The organism is Sulfitobacter sp. LC.270.F.C4 (assembly GCF_032922545.1).
GTDB lineage: Bacteria > Pseudomonadota > Alphaproteobacteria > Rhodobacterales > Rhodobacteraceae > Sulfitobacter > Sulfitobacter profundi.
In genome coordinates this window covers 1,203,899-1,225,289 of record NZ_CP136692.1, presented here as the reverse complement: position 1 = coordinate 1,225,289, position 21,391 = coordinate 1,203,899, and the positions used below count along the sequence as shown (strand labels likewise).

18 protein-coding genes are annotated in these 21,391 nt (G+C 56.9%); 10 read left to right on the top strand and 8 right to left on the bottom strand.

Going from position 1 to position 21,391, the window contains the following annotated elements; genetic code table 11:
- Nucleotides 1–125 precede the first annotated feature (125 nt).
- From R1T45_RS09870 to R1T45_RS09860, 3 genes are read left to right on the top strand one after another with little or no spacing between them, the layout of a single operon-like run.
- Nucleotides 126–1,628: an FGGY-family carbohydrate kinase gene (locus R1T45_RS09870; RefSeq protein WP_317390719.1), complete on the top strand. Its 1,503-nt coding sequence runs from the start codon at nt 126–128 to the stop codon at nt 1,626–1,628.
- Nucleotides 1,625–2,326, top strand: a complete 702-nt coding sequence (locus tag R1T45_RS09865; RefSeq protein ID WP_317390718.1) for an HAD family phosphatase — start codon at nt 1,625–1,627, stop codon at nt 2,324–2,326. The genes R1T45_RS09870 and R1T45_RS09865 overlap by 4 nt, the downstream gene beginning before the upstream one ends.
- A gap of 15 nt (nt 2,327–2,341) precedes the next feature.
- Complete coding sequence (locus tag R1T45_RS09860) at nt 2,342–3,826, top strand: sulfatase (RefSeq protein WP_317390717.1); 1,485 nt, start codon at nt 2,342–2,344, stop codon at nt 3,824–3,826.
- A gap of 48 nt (nt 3,827–3,874) precedes the next feature.
- Here the strand turns inward: R1T45_RS09860 and R1T45_RS09855 are convergent, their stop codons facing one another.
- On the bottom strand, nt 3,875–4,636 hold the full coding sequence (locus R1T45_RS09855) for an SDR family NAD(P)-dependent oxidoreductase (RefSeq protein WP_317390716.1): 762 nt from the start codon (nt 4,634–4,636) through the stop codon (nt 3,875–3,877).
- 593 nt (nt 4,637–5,229) lie between these two features.
- Between R1T45_RS09855 and R1T45_RS09850 the strand changes: the two genes are divergently transcribed.
- Nucleotides 5,230–6,213, top strand: a complete 984-nt coding sequence (locus R1T45_RS09850; RefSeq protein WP_317390715.1) for a DUF3800 domain-containing protein — start codon at nt 5,230–5,232, stop codon at nt 6,211–6,213.
- A 1,047-nt stretch (nt 6,214–7,260) separates the two neighbouring features.
- Here the strand turns inward: R1T45_RS09850 and R1T45_RS09845 are convergent.
- Nucleotides 7,261–8,268, bottom strand: a complete 1,008-nt coding sequence (locus R1T45_RS09845) for a tyrosine-type recombinase/integrase (protein ID WP_317390714.1) — start codon at nt 8,266–8,268, stop codon at nt 7,261–7,263.
- Between the two features lie 972 nt (nt 8,269–9,240).
- On the opposite strand from R1T45_RS09845, the gene R1T45_RS09840 reads away from it, so the two are divergent.
- Nucleotides 9,241–10,320, top strand: coding sequence for a DUF262 domain-containing protein (locus R1T45_RS09840; RefSeq protein ID WP_317390713.1), 1,080 nt, complete (start codon nt 9,241–9,243; stop codon nt 10,318–10,320).
- The gene (locus R1T45_RS09835; RefSeq protein WP_317390712.1) at nt 10,313–10,855 is read left to right on the top strand and encodes a HEPN domain-containing protein; all 543 of its coding nucleotides are present in this window, start codon (nt 10,313–10,315) and stop codon (nt 10,853–10,855) included. Before R1T45_RS09840 ends, R1T45_RS09835 begins: the two co-directional genes overlap by 8 nt.
- Before the next feature lie 283 nt (nt 10,856–11,138).
- Here the strand turns inward: R1T45_RS09835 and R1T45_RS09830 are convergent, their stop codons facing one another.
- From R1T45_RS09830 to R1T45_RS09810, 5 genes are all read right to left on the bottom strand, one after another.
- The gene (locus R1T45_RS09830; RefSeq protein ID WP_317390711.1) at nt 11,139–11,858 is read right to left on the bottom strand and encodes an HNH endonuclease; all 720 of its coding nucleotides are present in this window, start codon (nt 11,856–11,858) and stop codon (nt 11,139–11,141) included.
- A 340-nt stretch (nt 11,859–12,198) separates the two neighbouring features.
- Nucleotides 12,199–12,564 (bottom strand): hypothetical protein, encoded by a 366-nt coding sequence (locus R1T45_RS09825; RefSeq protein WP_317390710.1) that lies wholly within the window; start codon nt 12,562–12,564, stop codon nt 12,199–12,201.
- A gap of 10 nt (nt 12,565–12,574) precedes the next feature.
- A complete protein-coding gene (locus R1T45_RS09820) occupies nt 12,575–13,798 on the bottom strand; it encodes a c-type cytochrome (RefSeq protein WP_317390709.1) in 1,224 nt (407 codons plus the stop codon).
- The gene (locus tag R1T45_RS09815) at nt 13,795–15,555 is read right to left on the bottom strand and encodes a GMC family oxidoreductase (protein ID WP_317390708.1); all 1,761 of its coding nucleotides are present in this window, start codon (nt 15,553–15,555) and stop codon (nt 13,795–13,797) included. The genes R1T45_RS09820 and R1T45_RS09815 overlap by 4 nt, the downstream gene beginning before the upstream one ends.
- 16 nt (nt 15,556–15,571) lie before the next feature.
- Nucleotides 15,572–16,312 carry a gluconate 2-dehydrogenase subunit 3 family protein gene (locus R1T45_RS09810; protein ID WP_317390707.1) on the bottom strand — a complete coding sequence of 247 codons (741 nt, stop codon included), beginning with the start codon at nt 16,310–16,312 and terminating at the stop codon, nt 15,572–15,574.
- Nucleotides 16,313–16,502: 190 nt separating this feature from the next.
- Between R1T45_RS09810 and R1T45_RS09805 the strand changes: the two genes are divergently transcribed.
- Entirely contained in the window at nt 16,503–17,222 is a 720-nt protein-coding gene (locus tag R1T45_RS09805) for a cytochrome c oxidase assembly protein (protein WP_317390706.1), read from the top strand.
- Entirely contained in the window at nt 17,219–17,731 is a 513-nt protein-coding gene (locus tag R1T45_RS09800; protein ID WP_317390705.1) for a CopD family protein, read from the top strand. Before R1T45_RS09805 ends, R1T45_RS09800 begins: the two co-directional genes overlap by 4 nt.
- On the opposite strand, the gene R1T45_RS09795 is transcribed toward R1T45_RS09800, so the two are convergent.
- Nucleotides 17,701–18,216, bottom strand: a complete 516-nt coding sequence (locus tag R1T45_RS09795; protein WP_317390704.1) for a DUF2231 domain-containing protein — start codon at nt 18,214–18,216, stop codon at nt 17,701–17,703. The two genes, R1T45_RS09800 and R1T45_RS09795, sit on opposite strands and share 31 nt — an antisense overlap.
- 45 nt (nt 18,217–18,261) lie before the next feature.
- Here R1T45_RS09795 and R1T45_RS09790 point away from each other — a divergent pair, with 45 nt between their 5' ends.
- Both R1T45_RS09790 and ctaD read left to right on the top strand, forming a co-directional pair.
- A complete protein-coding gene (locus R1T45_RS09790) occupies nt 18,262–18,903 on the top strand; it encodes a cytochrome B (RefSeq protein ID WP_317390703.1) in 642 nt (213 codons plus the stop codon).
- Nucleotides 18,900–21,383 (top strand): cytochrome c oxidase subunit I, encoded by a 2,484-nt coding sequence (ctaD, locus tag R1T45_RS09785; protein ID WP_317390702.1) that lies wholly within the window; start codon nt 18,900–18,902, stop codon nt 21,381–21,383. Before R1T45_RS09790 ends, ctaD begins: the two co-directional genes overlap by 4 nt.
- The last annotated feature ends 8 nt before the right edge of the window (nt 21,384–21,391 follow it).

Sequence of the window (21,391 nt, the reverse complement as noted above, 5' to 3'; positions counted from 1 at the left end):
TTTTTGGAATTATCGAAGCCCATCTGACGGATAACCAGCAATCGGAAGTTTCGAACAATACTTAACAGAAAGCAACAAGCCACCTGGAAACTCGGCATGTGCTTTCATGATCATAAGGGCGGTTCATGAGCTGCGTCATCGGTCTGGACATTGGGACAACCTCAACCATTGGCATCGTTCTTGATGTCTCGACGTCAAGGATCATCGCCTCCGCGACTCGGCCTGTAACACTCTTGTCACCTAAACAAGGCTGGGCTGAGGAAGAACCGAATGAATGGTGGGCAAATGTCTGCTCTATTGTTCCAGAGCTTTTGCATCAGTCCGGTCTGGATCGCACTGCCATTACGGCGATCGGCACAACCGGCATGCTGCCCGCAACGATCGTGCTGGACAGCGACGGGACAGTGCTACGCCCCTCCATTCAGCAAAGCGATGGGCGTACCGGGCAAGAGGTTAAGGAAATTGCTGGCGAGGTTTCAGAGGACGCATTCGTCATGCGCGCCGGCAATGGCATCAATCAACAGTTGGTAGCAAGCCGCATTCGCTGGATCGAAAAGCATGAGCCCGAAGTGTTTAACCAGATCGCAACGGTTTTCGGATCCTACGACTATATTAACTGGCGTCTGACTGGTGAGCGCGCGGTAGAGCAGAACTGGGCGCTGGAGGCTGGGTTTATTGATCTTGAAACGAACGAACTGTCGGATGACTTAATTTCCCTCGCCCACCTGACGCCCGGTACGGTCCCTAAAAAGGCATTTTCCTCCGAGATCATAGGACATGTGTCAGCCGAAGCGGCTGCGCAGTCAGGCTTGGCAGAGGGCACACCGGTCGTTGGCGGTGCGGCGGACCACATTGCCTCCGCCTATGCAGCAGGGGTGTTGGCCTCTGGTGATGTACTCCTCAAATTCGGCGGTGCGGCCGATATCATGATCGCCACCGACAAAGCCCGCCCCGATCCGCGCATGTTCCTCGATTATCACATCATTCCAGGCTTATTCATGCCTAATGGGTGCATGTCGACCGGGGGGTCGGCTCTGAACTGGTTCATTGCGCAATTCGCCAAGGCAGAGACCGCCGAAGCTAAGAAACGCGATATCAGCCCACATCAATATTTAGATGGATTGGCAGCAGAGATCCCGCCGGGCTCCGATGGCGTGACCTTTATCCCCTACCTTTTAGGTGAAAAAACACCCATTCACGATCCAGATGCGCGGGGCACCATTCTGGGCCTCAGCCTCAACCACGACATCCGACACCTCTGGCGCGCACTGCTGGAAGGCTACGCCTACGCCTTCCGCCACCACGTCGAGGTTTTTAACGATATGGGCTTTCCAACCACGCGCTTTCTCGCATCCGATGGTGGTTCTAAGTCGGCGCTTTGGATGCAGATCTGTGCCGACGTCCTCCAGACACCAGTGCAACTTCTGACCGGACATCCCGGTTCGTGCCTTGGTGCAGCTTGGCTGGCAGGGATGGGCACGGGGGCCACCAATGACTGGAGCGGCGTCGCTAAGTGCGTCAGCTACGGGGCCGAAGTCCAACCTAATACCGGGATGCGAGCTCGCTACGACGCCGGATATGCACTCTTCCGCGAAACCTATGAGATGCAAAAGGAACTGCGAAAATGATCAGAGCGATTGCATGGGATATCGATGGCACACTGGTCGACAGTGAGCCTCTTCATCTGTTCGCCCTCAAAGAGGTCTGCCGGGTCAACGACGTGGATATCTCTGATCTGGATGATATGCATTTCGTCGGCGTCCATATCGGCAACGTTTGGAAGGAACTGCAATCGCGCTTTCCCGCCAAGCTCTCCTTTGCGGGCTGGTCAACGCAGTTAAACCGCGTGTTCGCAGAGAACGCGGGTCGACTCGTGGAAATTGAAGGTGCCGTTTCGGCGATTGAAGCTATCGCTGCAATGGACTTGCGGCAGGCCGCGGTCTCTAACTCCAACCGCACAGTGGTAGACACCAACCTTAGCGCCATAGGTGTCACTGACTTCATGAATTTCAGCCTCAGTCTCGATGACGTCTGCGAAGGCAAGCCCGATCCCTTTCCCTTTCGATACGCCTGTTACCGGTTCGGGCTGAATGCGAGCGAGGTTCTGGCCGTAGAAGACAGTGCGACAGGTGTTGCGAGCGCACTTGCGGCTGGCCTGCCCGTCGCATGCATTGGGGGTAACACGGGCGTAACAAAGGGACCGGTTTTCCCGATCTCCACCCTCGCAGATCTTCCGCATGTGATCGCGGAATTGAATGGCGCATCCGATAACGTCCGGAAAATCCGGGAGCATCCTCACGCTCGGCACCAGCTGCGAGAAGCCTGAATGGCAGGAAATAGCATGACATACAAACCGAACATTTTATGGATCACGACCGATCAGCAGCGTTTTGATACAATCAACGCTCATGGAAATGCTGCAATAAATACACCGAACCTCGACAAGTTGGCCGCGGAGGGCATGTCGTTCATGCAAGCGTACTGCCAAGCGCCGATTTGCACACCGAGCCGCGCGTCCTTCATGACAGGCCGCTACCCTGCATCGCATCATGTACATCGCAACGGAAATGATCACTGGCCCACAGCCGAAAAAATCTTGCCAGCAATGCTGAAAGACACGACGAACTATACCACTGGCCTGATCGGAAAACATCACTTGTCGCGTTCTGAGGACCGGATCGAACTGATTCCTGAAGACGGCTATGACGTGGCTGAATTGTCTGATTGCTGGCCGATCGGACGCGATTACGACAAGTGGCTTAAAGAAAAGCATGATGTCGAAGATCCGCTGAAACTCTACCCTGATCTGCTGGCAAACGCCCCGCGCGACTACGGCCCTGGCCTGCCAATGGAGTTGCAGCAGTCGACATGGTGGGCCGAAAGGGCGACAGCCTTTATCAAATGTCACAAAGACGTCCCATGGTTTCTAAACCTCAACGCAGTCGATCCACACCCGCCTTTTTTCCCGCCACAAGAGTTTCTCGACAGATACAAGTGCGAAGACATGCCCCTTCCCCTATTCTGCGAGAGCGACATCGCGCGACAGGAAGAATTCTGGGATGTCGACCAGCAATGGAAGAAGATTCAGGACGTCAGACACTATGACCCGACTAAAGATGTCAACCAATCCCAAACACCACTACAAGACCGCAACCTGTTCGACTTCCCGCCCGATACGTACGACGCGCGTATGGTCAAAGCGTGCTATTACGCGATGATCGAGATGGTCGATGATCGGATCGGCGCGGTGCTGAAGGCACTGGAAGACAGCGGGCAGTCCGAAAGTACGATCATCATCTTCACCTCGGACCACGGTGAGATGATGGGCGATCACGGCATGCTTTACAAAGGTTGCCGGTTCTTTGAAGGGCTGGTTCACGTGCCGCTCATTATCCGCTGGCCCGGCGTAACCGAGCCGGGCGCGCGGACGGATGCACTTGTTGAGCTCGTCGATCTCGCGCCGACGGTGCTTGACATCGCAGGCGTTGACATTCCCTACAATATGCAGGGCATCCCACTGACCGATCTACTTACAGGCAAAGTCACATCACATAAGCCCCATGTGGTCTGCGAGTTTAACGAGGCGCTTGCGGGGATGCCCTATCAGAGTCACGGCACTATGGTATTCGATGGTCGCTACAAGACTTGCATGTATCACGACGCGGGCAAGGCCGAGATTTTCGATCTGCAACAAGACCCCGGTGAGTTCACCTCACTATGGGATAAACCGGGTTTCGAGCGTCAACAGATCCAGCTTTTGAAGCAGCACCTTGATGCGGTCATGGCCACGTCCGACGCCGGCATTGAGCGAACTGGAAATTATTGAAACAGATCGGCGGCGCGGGACACTTTACTATGCCCCGCACCGCTGGCGTTAGGTCATATAGACCCCGCCAGTGACATTTACGCCCTGCCCGGTCATGAAACGCGCGCCATCCGAAGCCAAAAACACCACGACGTCGGCAACGTCCTCTGGGGTTTCGATACGACCAAGCGGGGTCTGGCTTACGTAGTCGGCCAACACCTCCTCAGGTGTCATGCCACGCAATTCCGCTTCCCAAGCGACTTCACGCTCTTGCATCGGCGTGCGTACAAAGCCAGGGCACACCGCGTTAATCCGAATTCCGTCCTTGGCATGCTCTCGCGCGAGCGCTTGGGTCCAGCCGAGCACTGCAAATTTCGACGCTGAATAATGCGCCAAGAGCGGAGCACCGACCTTAGAGGCGAGTGAAGCGGTGTTGACGATCACCCCTTTGGTGTTACGGCCAAGAAAATGCGCCACTGCGACCTGATTGGTGAAAAAAACGCCCTTCGCATTGACGTCAAAGTTAAAGTTCCAATCTTTTTCGGTCAACTCAAGCGCAGGCTTCATATTCGACACGCCCGCATTCGCATGACAATGGGTAATCGTTCCGAATGTCCCTGCCCCTTCCTCAAACGCCGCCTCGATTGACGCCTTGTCTCTCACATCAATCTTAAGACAGATTTTGGGGGCATCGATCCCTTTTGCAGCGGTTTTGCAGCCGTCAAGGTTAATGTCGGTCAAGACCAGATTGAACCCGGCTGCTGCGAACGCGCGCGCCGACGCCAAACCAATTCCGTTGGCCGCGCCAGTGATGAAAACTGTATTTGCCATAGTTATAAGCACCTCTTTTTACTTCGAACATAATATAACTTTTTATAACACAAACGAACCAAAATACCCACTGCTAACAGGATGCGTAAGTGCTTCCCGAGTGATATTCTCCCCGATAATATCGCCGGTAAGCCATGCTTTGCAGGGGTTGGCGCAGAGAGTTCGAAACGTCATCTCTCCCTAATATTGAAGGCATCCAATCCGCGATGCCATCGTCGCACGCCCTGTCCGCATTGGAAGGGCGGCACTTTAGGATAGCGATGCCGCCCAGCTGTGCCTGCCTGATCGCCGACAACAATCCTTGGATTCGAGCAACCATTCCCCCGCTGCGTGCCACCCAATATCCGCAGGCGCCATGTCAGCTTACGGCCCATAGCGGACTTTCTGAGATTTCCCAACACATGACCGTTTCACTTCAAAAGCTACCCTTCGGGTTGCGCCGGCGTAAGGTTGGCTGCACGGGATTGGTAAATACCTTCCTGGCGCACTAAGTTGAGTGGACACCTGAACCGATGTGTTAGGGGCCTCGGACCTCTGAATTATTGCTTAAGGCAACCCACTGGCCTTGAATGGAATCAGAGGAAATCCCAATAATGCATTGTGAAATTTGGGGGCATATCTTAGTGCATCACTACACATTGTTCGTGGACGAAGCCGGGGACGATAAAGTTGACCAGCTCAAGCCATGCCATAAAGACGGAAATTCAGAATGGCTATGTATTGGCGGATATCTCGTTCGCGCGGATCAAGAGAACGATCTTGAGCGCCGTAGAGACGAGATTTTGACTTCATTTGGCGGACAAGCCGGAGGAACTCTCCACTACAAGAAACTCAAGGCTAAAAATAGGATATCTACAGCAAAGCGTTTGGCAAAGAGAGACTTCTCTGCGCGTGGCTTCGTTGTTTGCTCCTATAAACAGACAATGATTGGATACGAAAATCCCCGTGCCGCAGCAGCAGCGACTGGGAACCCGAGAGACGTTCTATACAATTTCGTAAGCAGACTATTGTTGGAGCGTGTCACAACATACGTAACCAAATCCGCAATGCGGCACGCAATTAGAGAACCTGTTTTGCGCGTTGTGATGGCCAGCCGCCGCGGGCACCATTTTGGAAGGTTCAAGGCATATGTGATCCAGCTAAAAAATCAGGCCGTCGCTGGAACAACCTATTTGGACGCAAGGGAAATTGATCCCAGCGTCCTTTGCACCAATCAAATCCTTCGGCTACCCGCTTCAGAGTCACCTGGACTTCAATTGGCCGACACTTTGGTCAGCGCTTTCTTCCAGTCCATAGAACAGGCTTCTCCCAACTACACTGATCAGCCCGCGCTCCATCTGAAGCCTCTGATGGCGGAGAGAGAAAAGAGATTTAGAGGTCAACTTAGGTATAATAACGAAGGGGTGACACTTTATCCGGCCAAAGACGCCATACACTCGTTGACGGCTCAACAATGCGGATTCTTCGAGGCATTCGGGTATGATCCAGAATGGCTGAAATCACGTCCAAGAGAGAGACATAGCCAGCAGTTCTCACAGTCGCAAAGGATGTGGTCTAAGGAGCATCGTGAAGAATAAGATGGGCTACGGACCTACAGAAGATAGCATACAGTAACTCACGCCAAAGGCGCACATTCATCTATGTCCGGTTCCGCGGCATAGCTGTCGGTCGTTCATGGCGCAGCGAGTGGCGGTTCTCCGCCCATTTTGATCAGCGCCGGTGACAGCTTTGAAGGCTTCTTGGAAGAGGATGGGGCCGATGCTACGCGCAACGAGGGGAAAGAAGGACTGCGGCCTCGAGGGCATTAATAGCCAAACCCACGGTGCCAAGGCCTGCTGTCAAGCAAGCTTAAATCAAGGTCGGCTACGTCGGCGCAAAGATCGCATCCGGGTGCAGCACGGACGATGCGAATTTAAGCGAGGAGCCCACCCGGGATGAAGAGGAACAGTTTCTGTCTAATTGACGGGCGCTCTGTACTATCCTTATTGAAGGCGAAAGGGCTAAGAGAAAGTGCGGTTTACAAGGGGCTTGTAAGCCTCTGATCCCAAAGAGGTCAATTTGGGTTCGGTTTACAGAAAAATTCAATCTTTTCAGCGCATGTCGACGGATTGCAAATCCGTGTACACCGGTTCGATTCCGGTACTCGCCTCCATTAAAAATCAACAGTTTAGCTGATTTTTTAGAAACTCGCTCTCGCGCGTCTAAACAAATGTCTAAACATTCTGTTTTTGTTCCGTTCCGTTTTGAATGGCACCTAACAACAGTGCTTGAAGCTCAAACCGGAGGAACTTCCCACTGTTTTTTTGGGTTGGGCTAGGAGCTTGCTGCCGACCGCCCCAGATCAAGCGAATTACCAAACTGAGGATACCAATGTTTTTCACATGGCTTGGAAGGATTTTGGCCTTTGGCCTTTTACTTCGGGGGCTGCTACTTGCAGCGCTCGGTCTCTACGTAGCATATAATTTCGTCGACCAAGCGGCATATGAGGCAGCATCCGCGCGCTATCTTGGAACTAAGAGTTCGGGCCAATCCATCGATCAGGGATTGGAGTACATTGGTTGGGGCATTGTGGTTGGGCTGTTAACGACCATTTCCGGCGCATTGGCAAAGAAGAGTACCTGAAACTATTGGTCGCGCTGCATGGCGCGTCGTTGCTGGGCTTCGACAGCTCTGATCCGCTGGCGTACCTTCTTCGTATAGTGTAGCACCATGGCCGGGCTTTGGCCCGTTACTGCAGCTACAAGATCATCGCTACAGCCTGACTCGACCAGCTCACAGGCGGCATTGTAGCGCCAGCTATGAATATCATAACGTAGGGCACCGATCCGGTCCCGGACCTTTCTGACCGCAGCAGAGGCACCCCTGTAGGACCATCGGTTAGTCCCACGCTCATTTGTTAGAATGAAGACTGAGTGACGACTTGCCGCGTCAAGAGCGGCTTGTAGCTCGTCGAGTATTGGAACCCATAGCTCTTTTTTCGTCTTGCTCTGCCGTACGAAGAACGCGCCCTCCTGAATATCGGACCACCGCATTTCCAATACGTCCCCAATTCGCTGCCCCGTACCGACGCACAGCTCCATGACCAGCCGCTCACGTGTCCCGATGGGACAAACATCCCGATAGGCCTCCAGAAGCTCCTGAGGCCATGGCTCACGCTCCTGCTTAACAGTCTTAAGCTCGGGGACACCACGTGCCGGATTGGTGTCACGCCAGCCAAGGTCTACACAGTGCTCCATGAGCACCCTGAGGACCCGGAGCGAGTAGTTAGCGAAATAAGCCTTTTCGGCGTTTGCATCGCGCAAGCGGATCACATCCTTGCGCTGCATCTTAGCCGGGTTCCGGTCCCCCATGATGGTGGCGAAGAAGTCGAGATGCTTGTCGTAGTCAAGCGCCGTACGGGTCTTCAAATTCGCATACCGGGGCGACTTGTGATAGCTTTTAATGAGCGCATGGAAGGTTCGTGATGTAACGACGCGCGGCTTGTCCTTATGACTGAGTATGTCCGCGTATTCTTTCCAGAACGCGGGTGTTCCAAACTCATGCTCGAACTTCTGGGACGACCATCCGCGCCGCTGAAAATACAGCCCGTTGCGCTGCTTGTAGACGTGCTTTGGTAGCTCACGTTTGGTCATGACGCATGTCTATCCCCGCGTACTCGTCATCCTCACGTTCTTTGGATAGCACGAGTTCAATCCGTTTGCCTTCAATTGTGACACGGCTCACCGTTTTGCCTGCACTTTCGAACGCTCTGAGCATAGAGAGAGCGCGTTGCTCAATGCTAGCGGTGGACATCAGGTCCACCTTGAAAGGGATACTAGTGACACCCCCCCGAAGTCGTCTGCTGAAGCGCTACAGAAAGGAGATATGCGCCGCAGACGCGGCTTAGCTTCGCCGCCCGTTTGACGGTTCGGCTTCGCGACTGCTCGATAGGTTTCTGCCGAAATGAACCTGTTCAATAACTTGAAGATTAAACCAAGGGGGTTTCCTCTGCCGACCCCAAGATTGCCTAATTTTCTCATAGCTAACGTCTTTCACTGATCGGGTCCGCGCGCCTTTTAGGACGAATGGGATAAACCCATGCAAACCACTCTGAGGATCAGTTAGGACATGAAAATAAGACAATACAAACCGGGCATTCGCCTCAGGGTCACTAGATGCATATACTGATCTGTAACAATTCGTGAACTCAGTACTCCAAAAGGAGTGCTGTCTCATGGCGACGATTTTGGAGGCTGCGTCACTAGATGCAGTATTGGATCGAGGGATATACGCATGAGCGCGTGTTACTGATGTGATTCAGAACACGCGCTGTGTCAAGCCTGGTCTGTCGACGGCGGCGCAAGTGCCCAAGGCCCGCATCGCGCCCTTTAAATCTCTACGTCTATAAGGTCGAGAGGCTATCACATTGCTAGCATGCTTTTTAGCTAGCAAGGCAAGAAGGGCGTTGAGCAGAAGTTCCCTGCTAGCGGAACAGACGTCAAATTCGCGTGCTCATAAATTTTCCGCAATTAGATCTATTAACCTTTCTTGCCTTTGCGCCGTTGTCAAACTATCCCAAACAGAGGGACCATTTCTTGAGGTCAATATTGATGAGGCACTTGAGCATGAGCGATCACACGGACCTAGAAATCGAAGACATCACTAGCGAAGAAACGGAGACGTCGACCGTTGAATTCAATATAGTAGTGACATCAAGTGATTGGACGTTGGAATTGCTAGCCAGCAAATTTCAAAGTGGCGACATCATTATCCCAGACTATCAACGGAAATTTGTCTGGGATATCCGAAGGGCATCTACACTTATTGAGTCATTTGCTATTGGACTTCCCGTACCTCAAGTTTTTTTCTATGAGAATGAGGAAGGACAACTTGAGGTAATTGACGGTCAGCAACGAATAACGGCAGTAACATACTTCTTTGAAGGGTACTTCGGAAAAGCAGATGCGGCAGGAAACCGTAAAGTTTTTTCCCTCAAAGGATTAGAACAAAGAAAAGATCTAGAGGGTAAAACCTTTGAACAGCTTGATGAGCGCACAAAGCGAAAAATTAAGAATGCGAGCCTGCGAGGGGTAACAGTCAAGCAGTTGACTCCGGAGCAAGAACAGCCAGAAAGCGTCTACCATATTTTTGAACGACTAAATACAGGTGGACAGCCACTAAATGCCCAAGAAATTAGAAACGCTGTTTATCGCGGGCCTATTCTAGAAAACTTGAACCGTCTAAATATGGACCCAAACTGGAGGACGATTTATGGAAAATCGACTCCGGACCCTAAGCAACGTGATATCGAACTAATTCTCAGACTTTTCGCATTTTTCGAGAATATAGAATCTTACGCGCCTCCAATGAAAGACTTTTTGTCTCGGCAGATGGCAGCAAATCGCGAATTCCACTCAGAAAGAGCGAGGAAATTCAACGCTTCTTTCCTACGTGCCACTCAGACAGTTGTTGATTCTATTCAGCGCCCATTTAGGCCCAGAGGGTTGCTGAATGCTGCCACCTTGGAAGCAGTATTAGTTTCTTTAATGGAGCAAAATGCAGAGGTCGAATTTAACAAGGCCTCATACGACGTGCTTTTGAAGGATGATGATTTTCTTGAAAAAATATCCTCAAACACGTCGAGCCTCGACAATGTGAAGTCTCGAAAAGAAATTGCAACCAAAGTACTCTTTGGTAATGAGTGAACTTGTAGATGAAAATTTTAACCACCTCCGGAACTTGGCCTCAGACATAGAGCTCAGGCTAAGCGGCACATCCACCGCGGAGCAAAGGCTAAAGAATGAGTTGGCGGGAATGTTCGCAGTTACAGTAGCTGCAACTTATGAGGGGATAATCAAAGATTCTTTGATAAATTATGCGACGGAAATTCATCCGACTTACGGCCAACATATTGAGAAAGATTTCGAAAAATTGAACGCTAGAGTTTCTCTAGAGCATCTAAAGGGATACTCAATTCTCTTTGGCATTCCAGAGTGGACTCGCCCCGGTTCAGTGAAAAAGTTGACTACTTTTCACCGGCTTTTAGAGCAAAGAATGAAGGTAGTGGAACGGCGGTTTCGAAAAAACCCATATGATAGTTATAGGAATATATTCATATGGCGAAATGCGTATGCTCATGAGCGTACGACTTCTGCGACATTTAAGGATGTTTACGAGTCCCATAGAGTTGCTCAATATGTGGTACGGACGTTTGTAACATCATTCGATATAGGAGGCTAACCCTTCAGAATAGAAATCAGGTAACGTCAGCTTAAAAAATATACTGCCTTGGTTAATATACCCTTAATGATTAATCTTCGACCTTAGTGAAGCCTGGTATGATAATGTCTTGCCTTGAGTGTTCCAATTAAATGTCCAAGCCCCACGTAGTCGGGCTCGGCCTGCCGAATGCTACTAAACAGCACTACGAAAGGCCGCTTTGGAAGCTGCGCCGCAGTAATTGCCGTCTTTGCGAAGGTCCAGTTCTTACCGTTGTAACCAAAGCAATAATTTGCTGCATTCCTTAGCAGAGCGTCGTCCGCAGCTTCTGCAACGTCCACCATGGCCTCGATGCGTGAACCATTCGGTGACAGTTCGCACAAAGCAGCACGAGGTCGCTCAGCTTGGTCGTCTCGCCCACGGTAAGTTCCGACACAGGCTTGGTATGATGGCATTCAATGAAGCCCTCTCCTCGATCGCCATACGTGGCCTGGAAGTCGAAACCACAAGCTTCACAGCATAGATGCCCATGCTGCTTAAAATGGGATGCTTTCTTACGCTTCACGATAGCCGCATTGCGCTCTCGGTAGCGGTGAATTCGGGATAGCAATTTTCCTTCTCGCGCTTCGGTCACATCATCCACGGCAAGCACAGGCGCGTTAACCTCAATAGCGGCTTGAGTAACGTCAAGGATTGTGGTGACAATTCTGCTTAAAGCTGCGGGATCGTTCGAAAACTCAATCCAAACGACTTTTTCTAGTCTATTTCCTCTGCTCAAGCCTTTGGTATCGTGGTTCGGGTCATGTGACCGGAAGTTCAGAAGCTTCATTGAAACGCCGTTGGCGTTGCGTAGCGTGTCAGAGCCTGACAAGCCAAGAACCTTTGCAATCTGACTGATCGTGGCAGTCAGTGCGAGCACACCTTCACCTGACGGAGAGAAGTAGTCGTCCGGATTGCGAAGGTAGTAGTCAAGCGCGACAAGTAATTCGTCACGGGTCCAAGGCGGGTTTCGATCCGTAACCATAAGCGGACGCTAACTCTTCTGCTCGTCCACCACAAGATTGCGTTGCAACTTAGAAGCTGATGAGCGCCGGATGGTGACGCCAATGCAAGGCTCACGAAATCGGTCTAAACATTCACGCTATGTTCCGCCGGCTTTCGCTAGCCGTCTAAACATATTTCTTAATATTCCCATATACAATCAGTGTCTTGCAAATCCGTGTACACCGGTTCGATTCCGGTACTCGCCTCCAATTTATCTTTATGCAAATCCGGTTGTTTTTGCCCCTTTGGGGACGCTGAGTTAGCCGAAAGCGGCCCTTAACGTCTGCAGGCGAGCCCCCCAAAAAAATGGCGTCTTTCCCCTAATATGTGATGCCGGCCGCGACACAGTCCCTCGCAGCTACGTGAGAGAGGTCCGGCAGTTCGCCCGTCCCGTTACCTGAAGCAAGGCGGTCTACTGCAATGCCAGGGGAGCTGGCGAAAGGCTTTGGCTGTCCTGCACCAGCTTCCTTATTGCCCTCCTCATCATCTCTTGAAAGCCCGGCGATTTTTGCTGCCTCAACCTCTGCCTGCAGGCCAGCACAATGCTCCACGATCGCAACCATGACAGCGCGGTCATCGGTATTGTATTCCACTTCGCCAAGATAGAGCGGTTCCGCCATCGCCGCGCGCGAGAAGCACAGCGCAAGGCTCAATGTCGCGACAAGCGACGGCTCGGCATTTGTCATCGGGTCACCCTCAATATTCCTCAGCTAGATATTCGCGCATCTCGGCCACGGCCTCAGCAGAGACCGCGCCGCTCTGGCGGTCCCCGGTATTGCGCAGGTAGGTCAGCAAGTCGGCGATCTGCGCGTCGGTGAGTTTCCACGCGAAGGGTGGCATGGCCAGCATGCTTGGGATCGTTTCGGTCGGCTGGGCGCGGGCGCCGCCGAGGATGACACGGATCGCTGTCGAAGGATCCTTGGCGTGTAATTTGTTCGACGTGCTGAGCGGGGCGAAGAAATAGGGCACGCCCGAGGCATCGGCCACGTGGCAGGCGGCGCAATTGTCGAAGTAAAGCCCTTCCCCGGCCTCCATTCGCGCCGTCTCGGGGGCCTCTTCCGACGCGCGCGCCGTGTCGTCGAGGGTTTTGAGATAGGTGGCGACGGACCGCAGGTCTTTCTCTTCCAGAAACTGGGTCGAGATCGAAACAACCTCCCCCATGCGCTGCATCGGGGCGGTGTGTTTGGCGCGTCCGTATTTCAGGAACTCGAAGATGTCGTCCTCGCTCCAATGCGCAATGCCGCCATTCTCACCGCCGCGGATGTTCGGGGCGAACCAATTCTCCAGCGTACCGCCGCGCAGGTATTCATCGTCCTTGCTTGCACCGAGGATGTTCTTGCCGGTGTGACAGCCGCCACAGTGCAGCGGCCCGTCAACGAGGAAACGGCCACGGTTCCATGCCTCGGAGCGGTCCGGGTCGGTCACAAATTCCTCGTCCTCGAAGAACAACAGCTTCCAGCCGCTCACCGACATGCGGATGTTAAGCGGAAACGGCAGATCGTTTTCCTCTTCCTCCACATGCACCGGTTCGAGCGATTGCAGATAGGCAAAGATCGCATCGGTCTGCTGCCGGGTCATCAGGGTGAAATAGGGATAGGGCATCGCGGGGTAGAGGTGCCGCCCCTCGTCGTCGATCCCCTCGTTCAACGCATTGTAGAAATCCTCGCGCGACCAGCGGCCCAGCCCGGTCTCGTCATCCGGGGTGAGGTTGGCGGAATAGATCGTGCCGAAGGGCGTCTTCAGCGCCCTGCCCCCGGCAAAGGGAATGCCGTCGTTGTCGATATCCGTGTGGCAGGCTTTGCAGTCGCCCGCCTGCGTCAGGTAGCGGCCCCGCTCCACTTCGGAGGAGGCAAGCTCCTGCGCCTCAGCCGGGACAAGGCTCGCGCCGCAGAGGGCGGTGATCAGGGCCAGCCGCTTCATGCCTGCACCAGCGGGCCGGGATCGGCCATATATTGATCGATGATCGCCGCGACCGACCAATAGGCCAGCGCCGCCACGGTGCCGGTCGGGTTGTAGCCCGCGTTTTGGGGAAACAGCCCTGCCCCGGCGACGAAGAGGTTGTGCAGGTCCCAACTCTGGCAATAGCGGTTGCAGACGCTGGTCTGCGGGTCGGTCCCCATGATCGTGCCGCCGGTGTTATGCGTGGTTTGATAGGGCATCGAGTCGTAGGATCCCTTGCGCTCGGCCACGTTGACTTCACGGCCGCCCATGCCTCGGGCAATCTCTTCGGCCACCGGGGTGAGATGGGCAGTCAGCCGGCGGTCGTTCAGCGTGAAATCATAGGTCATGCGCAAGAGCGGCCTGCCATGTCGGTCGGTATAGGTGGGATCAAGATCGAGGTAATTGCTGCGATGCGCCATCGAGGCGCCGTGCACGCCCACGTTGGTGGTCTTGAGGAAATTGGCCCGGACCGACTGTTTCCATTCGCTGCCCCAGCCCGGCACGCCCTCAGGCACCGGATGGCTTTCGATGGGCCGGGCGTTGGTGGTATAGCAGGCGATATAGCCGCCCCCGATAAAGCCCAGCCCGGAATGGTCGAAATTGTCGCCGTTGTATTCATCCACCGCCATGCCGAGCGCGCCCGCGCCGACAAAGCCGTTGGTATATTCCTCATCGTAAAAGACCGTCGCGCCGGACATCACCTGATAGCAGTAGTTCTTGCCCACCACGCCTTCACCGGTCTGCGGATCATAGGGCGTGCCGATATCGGACAAGAGCATCAGCCGGGCGTTCTCAAGCGGGTAAGCACAGAGCACCACGACCTCGGCGGGCTGGAAGAATTCCTCGCCGCTGGTGTCGACGTATGTGACGCCAGTGGTGCGGGTGTCATCGGGGGATTTCTCGACCGAGAGCACTTCGGAATCCGTGCGTAGGGTGAAATTCTCCCGCTTCATCAAAACCGGGATAATCGTGGTCTGCGGCGAGGATTTGGAATAGTTGCCGCAGCCGTGTTTCTCGCAAAAGCCACAATAGGTGCAGGGGGCCAGCTGCATCCCCAGCGGATTGACATAGGCGCGCGACATATTGGCCGAGGGCACGGGGAAAGGGTTCAACCCCATATCCCGCGCCGAAGCGTCGAACCGGTCCTGCGAAAAGGTCATCTGCATCGGCGGATTGGGGTAGTCATCGCTGCGCGGCCCCTCGAAAGGGTTGCCGCCCTCACGGATGTCACCCCGCAGGTTGCCCGCCGTGCCGGAGATGCCGCAGATCTTCTCGAAATAGTCGAAATGCGGCTCCAACTCGTCATAGGTGACGCCGTAGTCCTGCACCGTCATCCCCTCGGGCAGCGGGCCATAGCGTTCCTCGTTATGGCTTTTCGCGACGAAATCCGATGGCAGGAAACGGTAAGTCTGGCCGTTCCAATGCACGCCCGAGCCGCCCACTCCGTTGCCCGGCAGGAAGGACCCCCAGTGCCGCATCGGCAGCGCCGTCTGTGCGCCGTTGTTGCGGAAAGTGACGGTGGATTGCGAGGCTTCCTGGAACATGCCGTGGCGCCAGTAATAGCGCAGTTCGTCCTGCGCGAAGGTGGTGGCGAAATCCGTGGGCGTGTCGCGCCACGGGCCGCGTTCCAGCGCCAGCACCTCCATCCCGGCGGCGGTCAGCTTCTCGGCGTAGATCGCCCCGGTCCAGCCGAAACCGACCAGAACCACGTCGACCTTTGGAAGCTGCTTCGTCATCGTGTCACCTCGTGTCTTATTCAGAGCTGTTCCAGCCGGGACGGCCCATTAGGCTGACCGGCGGCAGATCAATGCGCGCGCCGTTGTGGCCCACGAAATCGCGGTAATCATAGCGGGTGCCGGGGAAGCCGACGTAGTGCCACGCCACCATGTCCCGGTTGCCGCCGTAGATCGGATCGGCGAAATAGCCTTCGATGGTGTTTTTCAGGATCAGGTCAAAGAACGCCTTGGCCGAGACCGGGTCGAAGGTGATTTCCTCGTCGTCCATACCTTTGAGGATCTCGTCCTGTTGCGCCGCGCTCAGCGCGGCAAAACCGGCGTCCTGCTGTGCGCGGCAATAGGCGTCAAGTTCGGCAAGCGCGTGGCGGTAGAGCTCTGCCGGGGGGTGCTCGCTTTGATAGCCTTGGGTCGCCGTGCCTTCGAGGAAGGGGCCCTTCATGTACCAATGCTGCCCACGGCCATAGAACCCCGCCATCTGCCGGTCGAGGAAGGTGATCACATCAGCCTCAACCGCCCCCGGCCCGTCCCCATCCGAGGGGATCAGCCGCGCGCAGATCGCGGCGACGGCCTCGCGTTCATCGGGGGTAAAGAACCGATCCTCTTGGGTGCCGTAATACGGCGGCTGGCCCTTCAGGGGCTCCCAAGGCATCCCCTCGCCCCGGCCATAGATCGCGCCGAAGACAGCCGAAGGGGCGGCGATGGCGGTGCCGCAGAACAGCAGGGATTTCAGAATTTTGCGGCGCGTCGGAAAAGACAAGTGACCCCTCCAAGTGATGCATGTAGCCTCGGGGCGTAATGCGCCCTGTGGTAGAAGCTGGATCGCTTTTACCGCGGGTCAAGGAAAATTGATCGGGCTGAGGGGAAACCCAACCGCGACTCAATTCGTTTGGAACGATGTGCCCGCGCGCAGCGTTCCTCTTAAGGAACGACCGAAGGGAAAATAGACCTTGCTCAGCGATGCTTGGATCCGAACCTATTGTGGACCGGCACCGGGGCCGGAGGATTTTTGGTTTCGCTGGAACTTCGATCCGCTCCTTCTCGCCGCTCTGTCCCTGCTCTTCTTCGTTGTCCTGCGCGCGCGCAGCTGCCACGGATTGGCTGCCGCGGGCGTTCTGGTGCTGGCCTTCGTCTCGCCCCTCTGTGCGCTTTCCTCGGCTCTGTTTTCGGCGCGGGTGGTGCATCACGTGCTGCTCGTCGCCGTGGCTGCGCCGCTGCTGGCCCGCGCATGGCCCTCGCGGCGGGCGGGTGGTGCGATGGCGGCCTTCGCGGTCTCGACCGTGGTGCTTTGGGGCTGGCATCTGCCGGTGGCCTATGACCTCGCGCTCTCGCATGTCGGGGTGTACTGGCTGATGCAGATTAGCCTGCTCGGCGCTGCCTTATGGTTCTGGCGCGCTGTCTTTTCCCCCGGCCGCACACCTGTCGAAGCGCTGACCCTGCTCATCGCCGGTTTTGCCCAGATGGGTCTTTTGGGGGCGATCCTGACCTTCGCGCCCGAAGCGCTTTATGCCGCCCATGCCGTTGCCCCCATGGACTGGGGCTTCTCGCCGCTGGCCGACCAGCAGCTTGGCGGCATCCTGATGTGGGTGCCCGCGGGACTGCCCTATGCGGTCGTCGCCGGGGCCGTGGCACGGCGCGGATGGGCGACCCTGCGGGCGGGCAGCGCGTGAGCGGCTGGTTCCCGGTTCTCATCACGCTCTTCAAGGGCGTGCATATCGCCGCGCTTATCCTGTGGTGCGCGGGGCTGCTCGCCCTGCCCTTGATGCTGTCGCGCCATGATCCCGCTGGCACGGCGGCAGAATACAGTCGCATCCGCCGCGCCACTCATACGACCTATGCCATCCTCGTCACCCCCGCTGCCGTCGTGGCGGTGGTGGCAGGCACATGGCTGATCTTCTTTCGCGAGGCATTCGTCCCCTGGCTCTATGCCAAGCTGCTGTTTGTCGCGGCGCTTGCCGCCGCCCATGCTTGGATTGGGCATCTGGTGGTGCAGGTGGCCGAGAAGCCAGAGAAACACCGCCTGCCCCGATCCTATCTGCCGATCACTGCCGTCGGCATCCCCGTCATCGCGATCCTCATGCTGGTTTTAGGCAAGCCCGACCTCTGGGACTTCCCCCTGCCCGGCTGGCTGCTTGAACCGCAGGGCGGTCAATTGCCCTTTGACGTGCCCAAACGATAATCAAAGACCAATTTGCCCCCATGCCAACCCGTGAACCCCACCATCACCGCGCCCAGCCCCGACAGGAGGATGCCGTAAGGCAGCACCGCCGCCTCATAGCCATAGAGCCGGTGGCCCCAATTCGCGCCCAAGACCGCCAGCAAGGTCACGGCGATGATCGCATGGGTCCAAGCGGCAGCGCGGGAGCGGATGCCGCTCACGAGCAAAAGCTCGGCGGTGCCGGAAAACCCCGCCAGCACGCCAAAGAAGAACGCCGTCCCCGCCGCCCAGAGGGCCGCCCGCGCCCAAAAGGCATCGCCGGTCCACCAATAGAGCAGATCGGCCCCCAGCAAGCAGAAGGGCAGCGCGATGGGAAAGGCCACGCTCATGGCGTGGATCGGGTGGCCCTCAAGCGCGATGCGGGTCTCGGTCTCTTCATAGCCGGGCTGAGAGGCGATCGGGTCGATCAACCGGTCCTCGCCCGTCTCATTGCTTTGCTCGCTCATCGGGGCAGGCTCCTTCGGGGGGTGATTGCAGGGACAACGTGCGGTGTGCTGATTGGTTGCAGCGGCGATCTGTCGGTGGTCGATCCGGCGGGCCCGGCGGCGCGCGCCATCGCGACGCTCTGGTGGGTGATGTTCATCGGCGCGGGGCTGATCCTCGCGCTGGTGGCGGCGCTGGTGATCGGCGCCTTCAGGACACCCCGGCAGGCAGAAAATGTCACGCGGGATGAAAAGGTCTGGATCATCGGTCTGGGCCTGTGTTTTTCCATCGCGGTCCTTGCGGCCTTGCTGGCCTATGGTCTGGTCACCGGCGAGCGGCTGATGCCCCGCGCCGCGGCGGATGTGGTGCGGGTCGAGGCCGAGGCCCGGCAATGGGCCTGGCGCTTTTCCTATGACGACCGCCCCGGCCATGTCACCGAGAACCTGCTGCACATCCCCGCCGGGCGGCCCGTCGATGTGGCGATCACCAGCCGGGATGTGGTGCACAGCTTTTGGGTGCCGCGTCTGGCTGGAAAGCTGGACGCCATTCCCGGCCATGTCAACGTGCTGCGGATCGAGGCCGATGCCCCCGGCACCTACCGGGGCCTGACCGCCGAGTACAACGGCGAGGGCTACAGCCGCCATACCTTCTCGGTTGAGGCCCATGACCCGGCGGGCTGGGCCGCCTTTACCGCGAAGGAGACGCCATGAACGCGCTGCGCCGTCACCGCAAGCTGGATACGATCTGGGCCTCAGAGCCGGGCTGGAAGGGCTGGACCAGCAGCGTAAACCATTCCGACCTCGGGCGGATGTTTCTTGTCACTGCCTTCTTCTTCTTCCTCGTCGGTGGTGTGTTGGCGATGTTGATCCGCGCGCAACTGGCGACACCCGATTCCGCTTTCGTGGATGCCGGTGCCTTTGCGCAGTTCTTTACCATGCATGGCACGATCATGATGTTCCTATTCGCCATTCCCGCCTTCGAGGGGCTGGCGATCTATCTGCTGCCCAAGATGCTGGGCACCCGCGACCTCGCCTTCCCGCGGCTCACCGCTTACGGCTACTGGTGCTATGCCTTCGGCGGCGCGATGCTGCTGGTGGCGCTGTTCTTCGGCATCGCGCCTGATGGCGGCTGGTTCATGTATCCGCCGCTGACCGGTCCGCTGCATTCGCCCGGCATCAACACCGATTTCTGGCTGATCGGCATCACTTTTGTCGAGATTTCCGCGATCTGCGCCGCCGTCGAATTCACAGTCTCGATCCTGAAATACCGCGCGCCCGGCATGTCGCTCGACAAGATGCCGATATTTGCTTGGTACGCGCTGGTCACTTCGCTGATGATCCTCACCGGATTTCCGCCGCTGATCCTCGGCTCGGTGCTGCTTGAGGTTGAGCGCGCCTTCGGCCTGCCGTTCTTCCAAGCCGATCTGGGCGGCGACAGCCTGCTTTGGCAGCACCTGTTCTGGCTGTTCGGCCACCCGGAGGTCTATATCATTTTCTTGCCCGCCGCCGGGGTGATCTCGACCGTGATCCCCGTGATGGCGCGCACGACGCTGCTGGGCTACGGCTGGATCGTCGTGAGCGCTTTGGCGCTGGCTTTCCTCAGCTTCGGGCTTTGGGTGCACCATATGTTCACCACCGGCATTCCGCATATGGGACTGGCGTTCTTCTCGGCCGCCTCGACGCTGGTGGCGGTGCCGACGGGGGTGCAGGTCTTTGCCTGGATCGGCACCATGTGGAAGGGGCGGCCCGAGTTGCACATGCCGATGCTGCACATCCTCGGGTTCTTTGTCACCTTCATCATCGGCGGGCTGACCGGCGTGATGGTGGCCGTGGTGCCTTTTGACTGGCAGGCCCATGACACGGCCTTCATCACCGCGCACCTGCACTATGTGCTGTTCGGCGGTTTCGTCTTTCCGATGCTGGCGGGGATCTACTACTGGCTGCCGCTGGTGAGCGGACGCAAGCGGCTGTTCCGGCTTGGCGAACTGGCGTTCGCGCTGATCTTCCTAGGCTTTCACGGCACCTTTCTGGCGATGCATTGGGTCGGCCTGCTGGGCCAGCGCCGCCGGATCGAGACCTATGACGCCGAGACTGGCTGGGGGGTCATTAACTTCATCTCTTCGGTCAGCAGTTTCGTCATGGCGATCGGCCTTGCGATGGTGCTGGTCGACATCATCATCCACAGCTTCGTCGCGGTGCGCGGCCCGCGCAACCCGTGGCGGGCCGGTACCTTGGAATGGGCCGGCATGTCGCCACCCGCCTCCTATAACTTCGCCAGCCTGCCGATGGTGGGCGCGCGTGCCCCGCTTTACGACACGCCAGATCTGGCCAACCGGTTGGCCAAGGGCGAAGGTTACCTCGGCGCGCCCGAGGTGGCCCGACGCGAGACCTTGATGGTCGATGCCGCCAGCGGTCGCCCCGAAGCGCTGGTCATCTATCCCGGCAACACACGGCTGCCGATCCTGATGGCGGCGGTGACGGGCGGGTTCTTCCTGTCGATCCTGCTCAAGCTCTTTTGGCTCACCCCGCTGGCACTGGCCGGCGTGGCGGCCTTGGCGCTGGTCTGGGTCTGGCAATTGAGCGCGCGCGGCGATCAAGGTCCGCAAAAGGTTGGACGCGGCACGACATTGCCGTTGGCAAGTGAGGGTGACAGATCGCCGGGCTGGTGGGGCTCGACCTTCCTGCTGGTGGCCAATGCGACCTTCTTCGGCTCCCTCCTTTTCGGCTATGCCTTCCTCTGGACCGTCGCGCCCGGCTGGCCCCCAGCCCAATGGCTCGCCCCCTCTTGGGTCGAGCTTGCCTTCGGCATCGGTGCAGCGCTCGCCGCCGCCTTGGCCCAGCACCTGAGCGCCCGCCGCAACCGCGCGGGCACCGCCCCTATGGTCGCCCTTGCTCCGGCGTTGCTGGCGACGGTTGCCACGGCGGTGGTGTTCGGGGCCCTGCTGCTGCGCCTGCCGCCCCCGGACGGCCATGCCTATGCCGCAACGCTCCTGATCCTCGGCGCCTATGGGCTGGCCCATGCAATGCTCGTCGGGCTGATGCAGGGCTTTCTGATCCTGCAGGTCCGGCGTGGTTTCACGTCGCCTCAGCGTCGGGCGGGTTTCGCCATTGTGGCGCTCTGGTCCGACTATCTGGCAGCGATCACGGTGCTGATCCTGCTTGCGGCGCATCTGCCGGGGCTGATCGCGTGAGAGAGTTG

What these genes read in the sequence shown, in the direction of transcription:
- R1T45_RS09860 (WP_317390717.1), top strand. Translation starts at nt 2,342, where the DNA reads ATGACATACAAACCGAACATTTTATGGATCACGACCGATCAGCAGCGT.
- R1T45_RS09820 (WP_317390709.1), bottom strand. Translation starts at nt 13,798, where the DNA reads ATGAAGCGGCTGGCCCTGATCACCGCCCTCTGCGGCGCGAGCCTTGTC.
- R1T45_RS09825 (WP_317390710.1), bottom strand. Translation starts at nt 12,564, where the DNA reads ATGACAAATGCCGAGCCGTCGCTTGTCGCGACATTGAGCCTTGCGCTG.
- R1T45_RS09870 (WP_317390719.1), top strand. Translation starts at nt 126, where the DNA reads ATGAGCTGCGTCATCGGTCTGGACATTGGGACAACCTCAACCATTGGC.
- R1T45_RS09855 (WP_317390716.1), bottom strand. Translation starts at nt 4,636, where the DNA reads ATGGCAAATACAGTTTTCATCACTGGCGCGGCCAACGGAATTGGTTTG.
- R1T45_RS09845 (WP_317390714.1), bottom strand. Translation starts at nt 8,268, where the DNA reads ATGACCAAACGTGAGCTACCAAAGCACGTCTACAAGCAGCGCAACGGG.
- R1T45_RS09835 (WP_317390712.1), top strand. Translation starts at nt 10,313, where the DNA reads ATGAGTGAACTTGTAGATGAAAATTTTAACCACCTCCGGAACTTGGCC.
- R1T45_RS09795 (WP_317390704.1), bottom strand. Translation starts at nt 18,216, where the DNA reads ATGAGCGAGCAAAGCAATGAGACGGGCGAGGACCGGTTGATCGACCCG.
- ctaD (WP_317390702.1), top strand. Translation starts at nt 18,900, where the DNA reads ATGAACGCGCTGCGCCGTCACCGCAAGCTGGATACGATCTGGGCCTCA.
- R1T45_RS09840 (WP_317390713.1), top strand. Translation starts at nt 9,241, where the DNA reads ATGAGCGATCACACGGACCTAGAAATCGAAGACATCACTAGCGAAGAA.
- R1T45_RS09815 (WP_317390708.1), bottom strand. Translation starts at nt 15,555, where the DNA reads ATGACGAAGCAGCTTCCAAAGGTCGACGTGGTTCTGGTCGGTTTCGGC.
- R1T45_RS09865 (WP_317390718.1), top strand. Translation starts at nt 1,625, where the DNA reads ATGATCAGAGCGATTGCATGGGATATCGATGGCACACTGGTCGACAGT.
- R1T45_RS09850 (WP_317390715.1), top strand. Translation starts at nt 5,230, where the DNA reads ATGCATTGTGAAATTTGGGGGCATATCTTAGTGCATCACTACACATTG.
- R1T45_RS09830 (WP_317390711.1), bottom strand. Translation starts at nt 11,858, where the DNA reads ATGGTTACGGATCGAAACCCGCCTTGGACCCGTGACGAATTACTTGTC.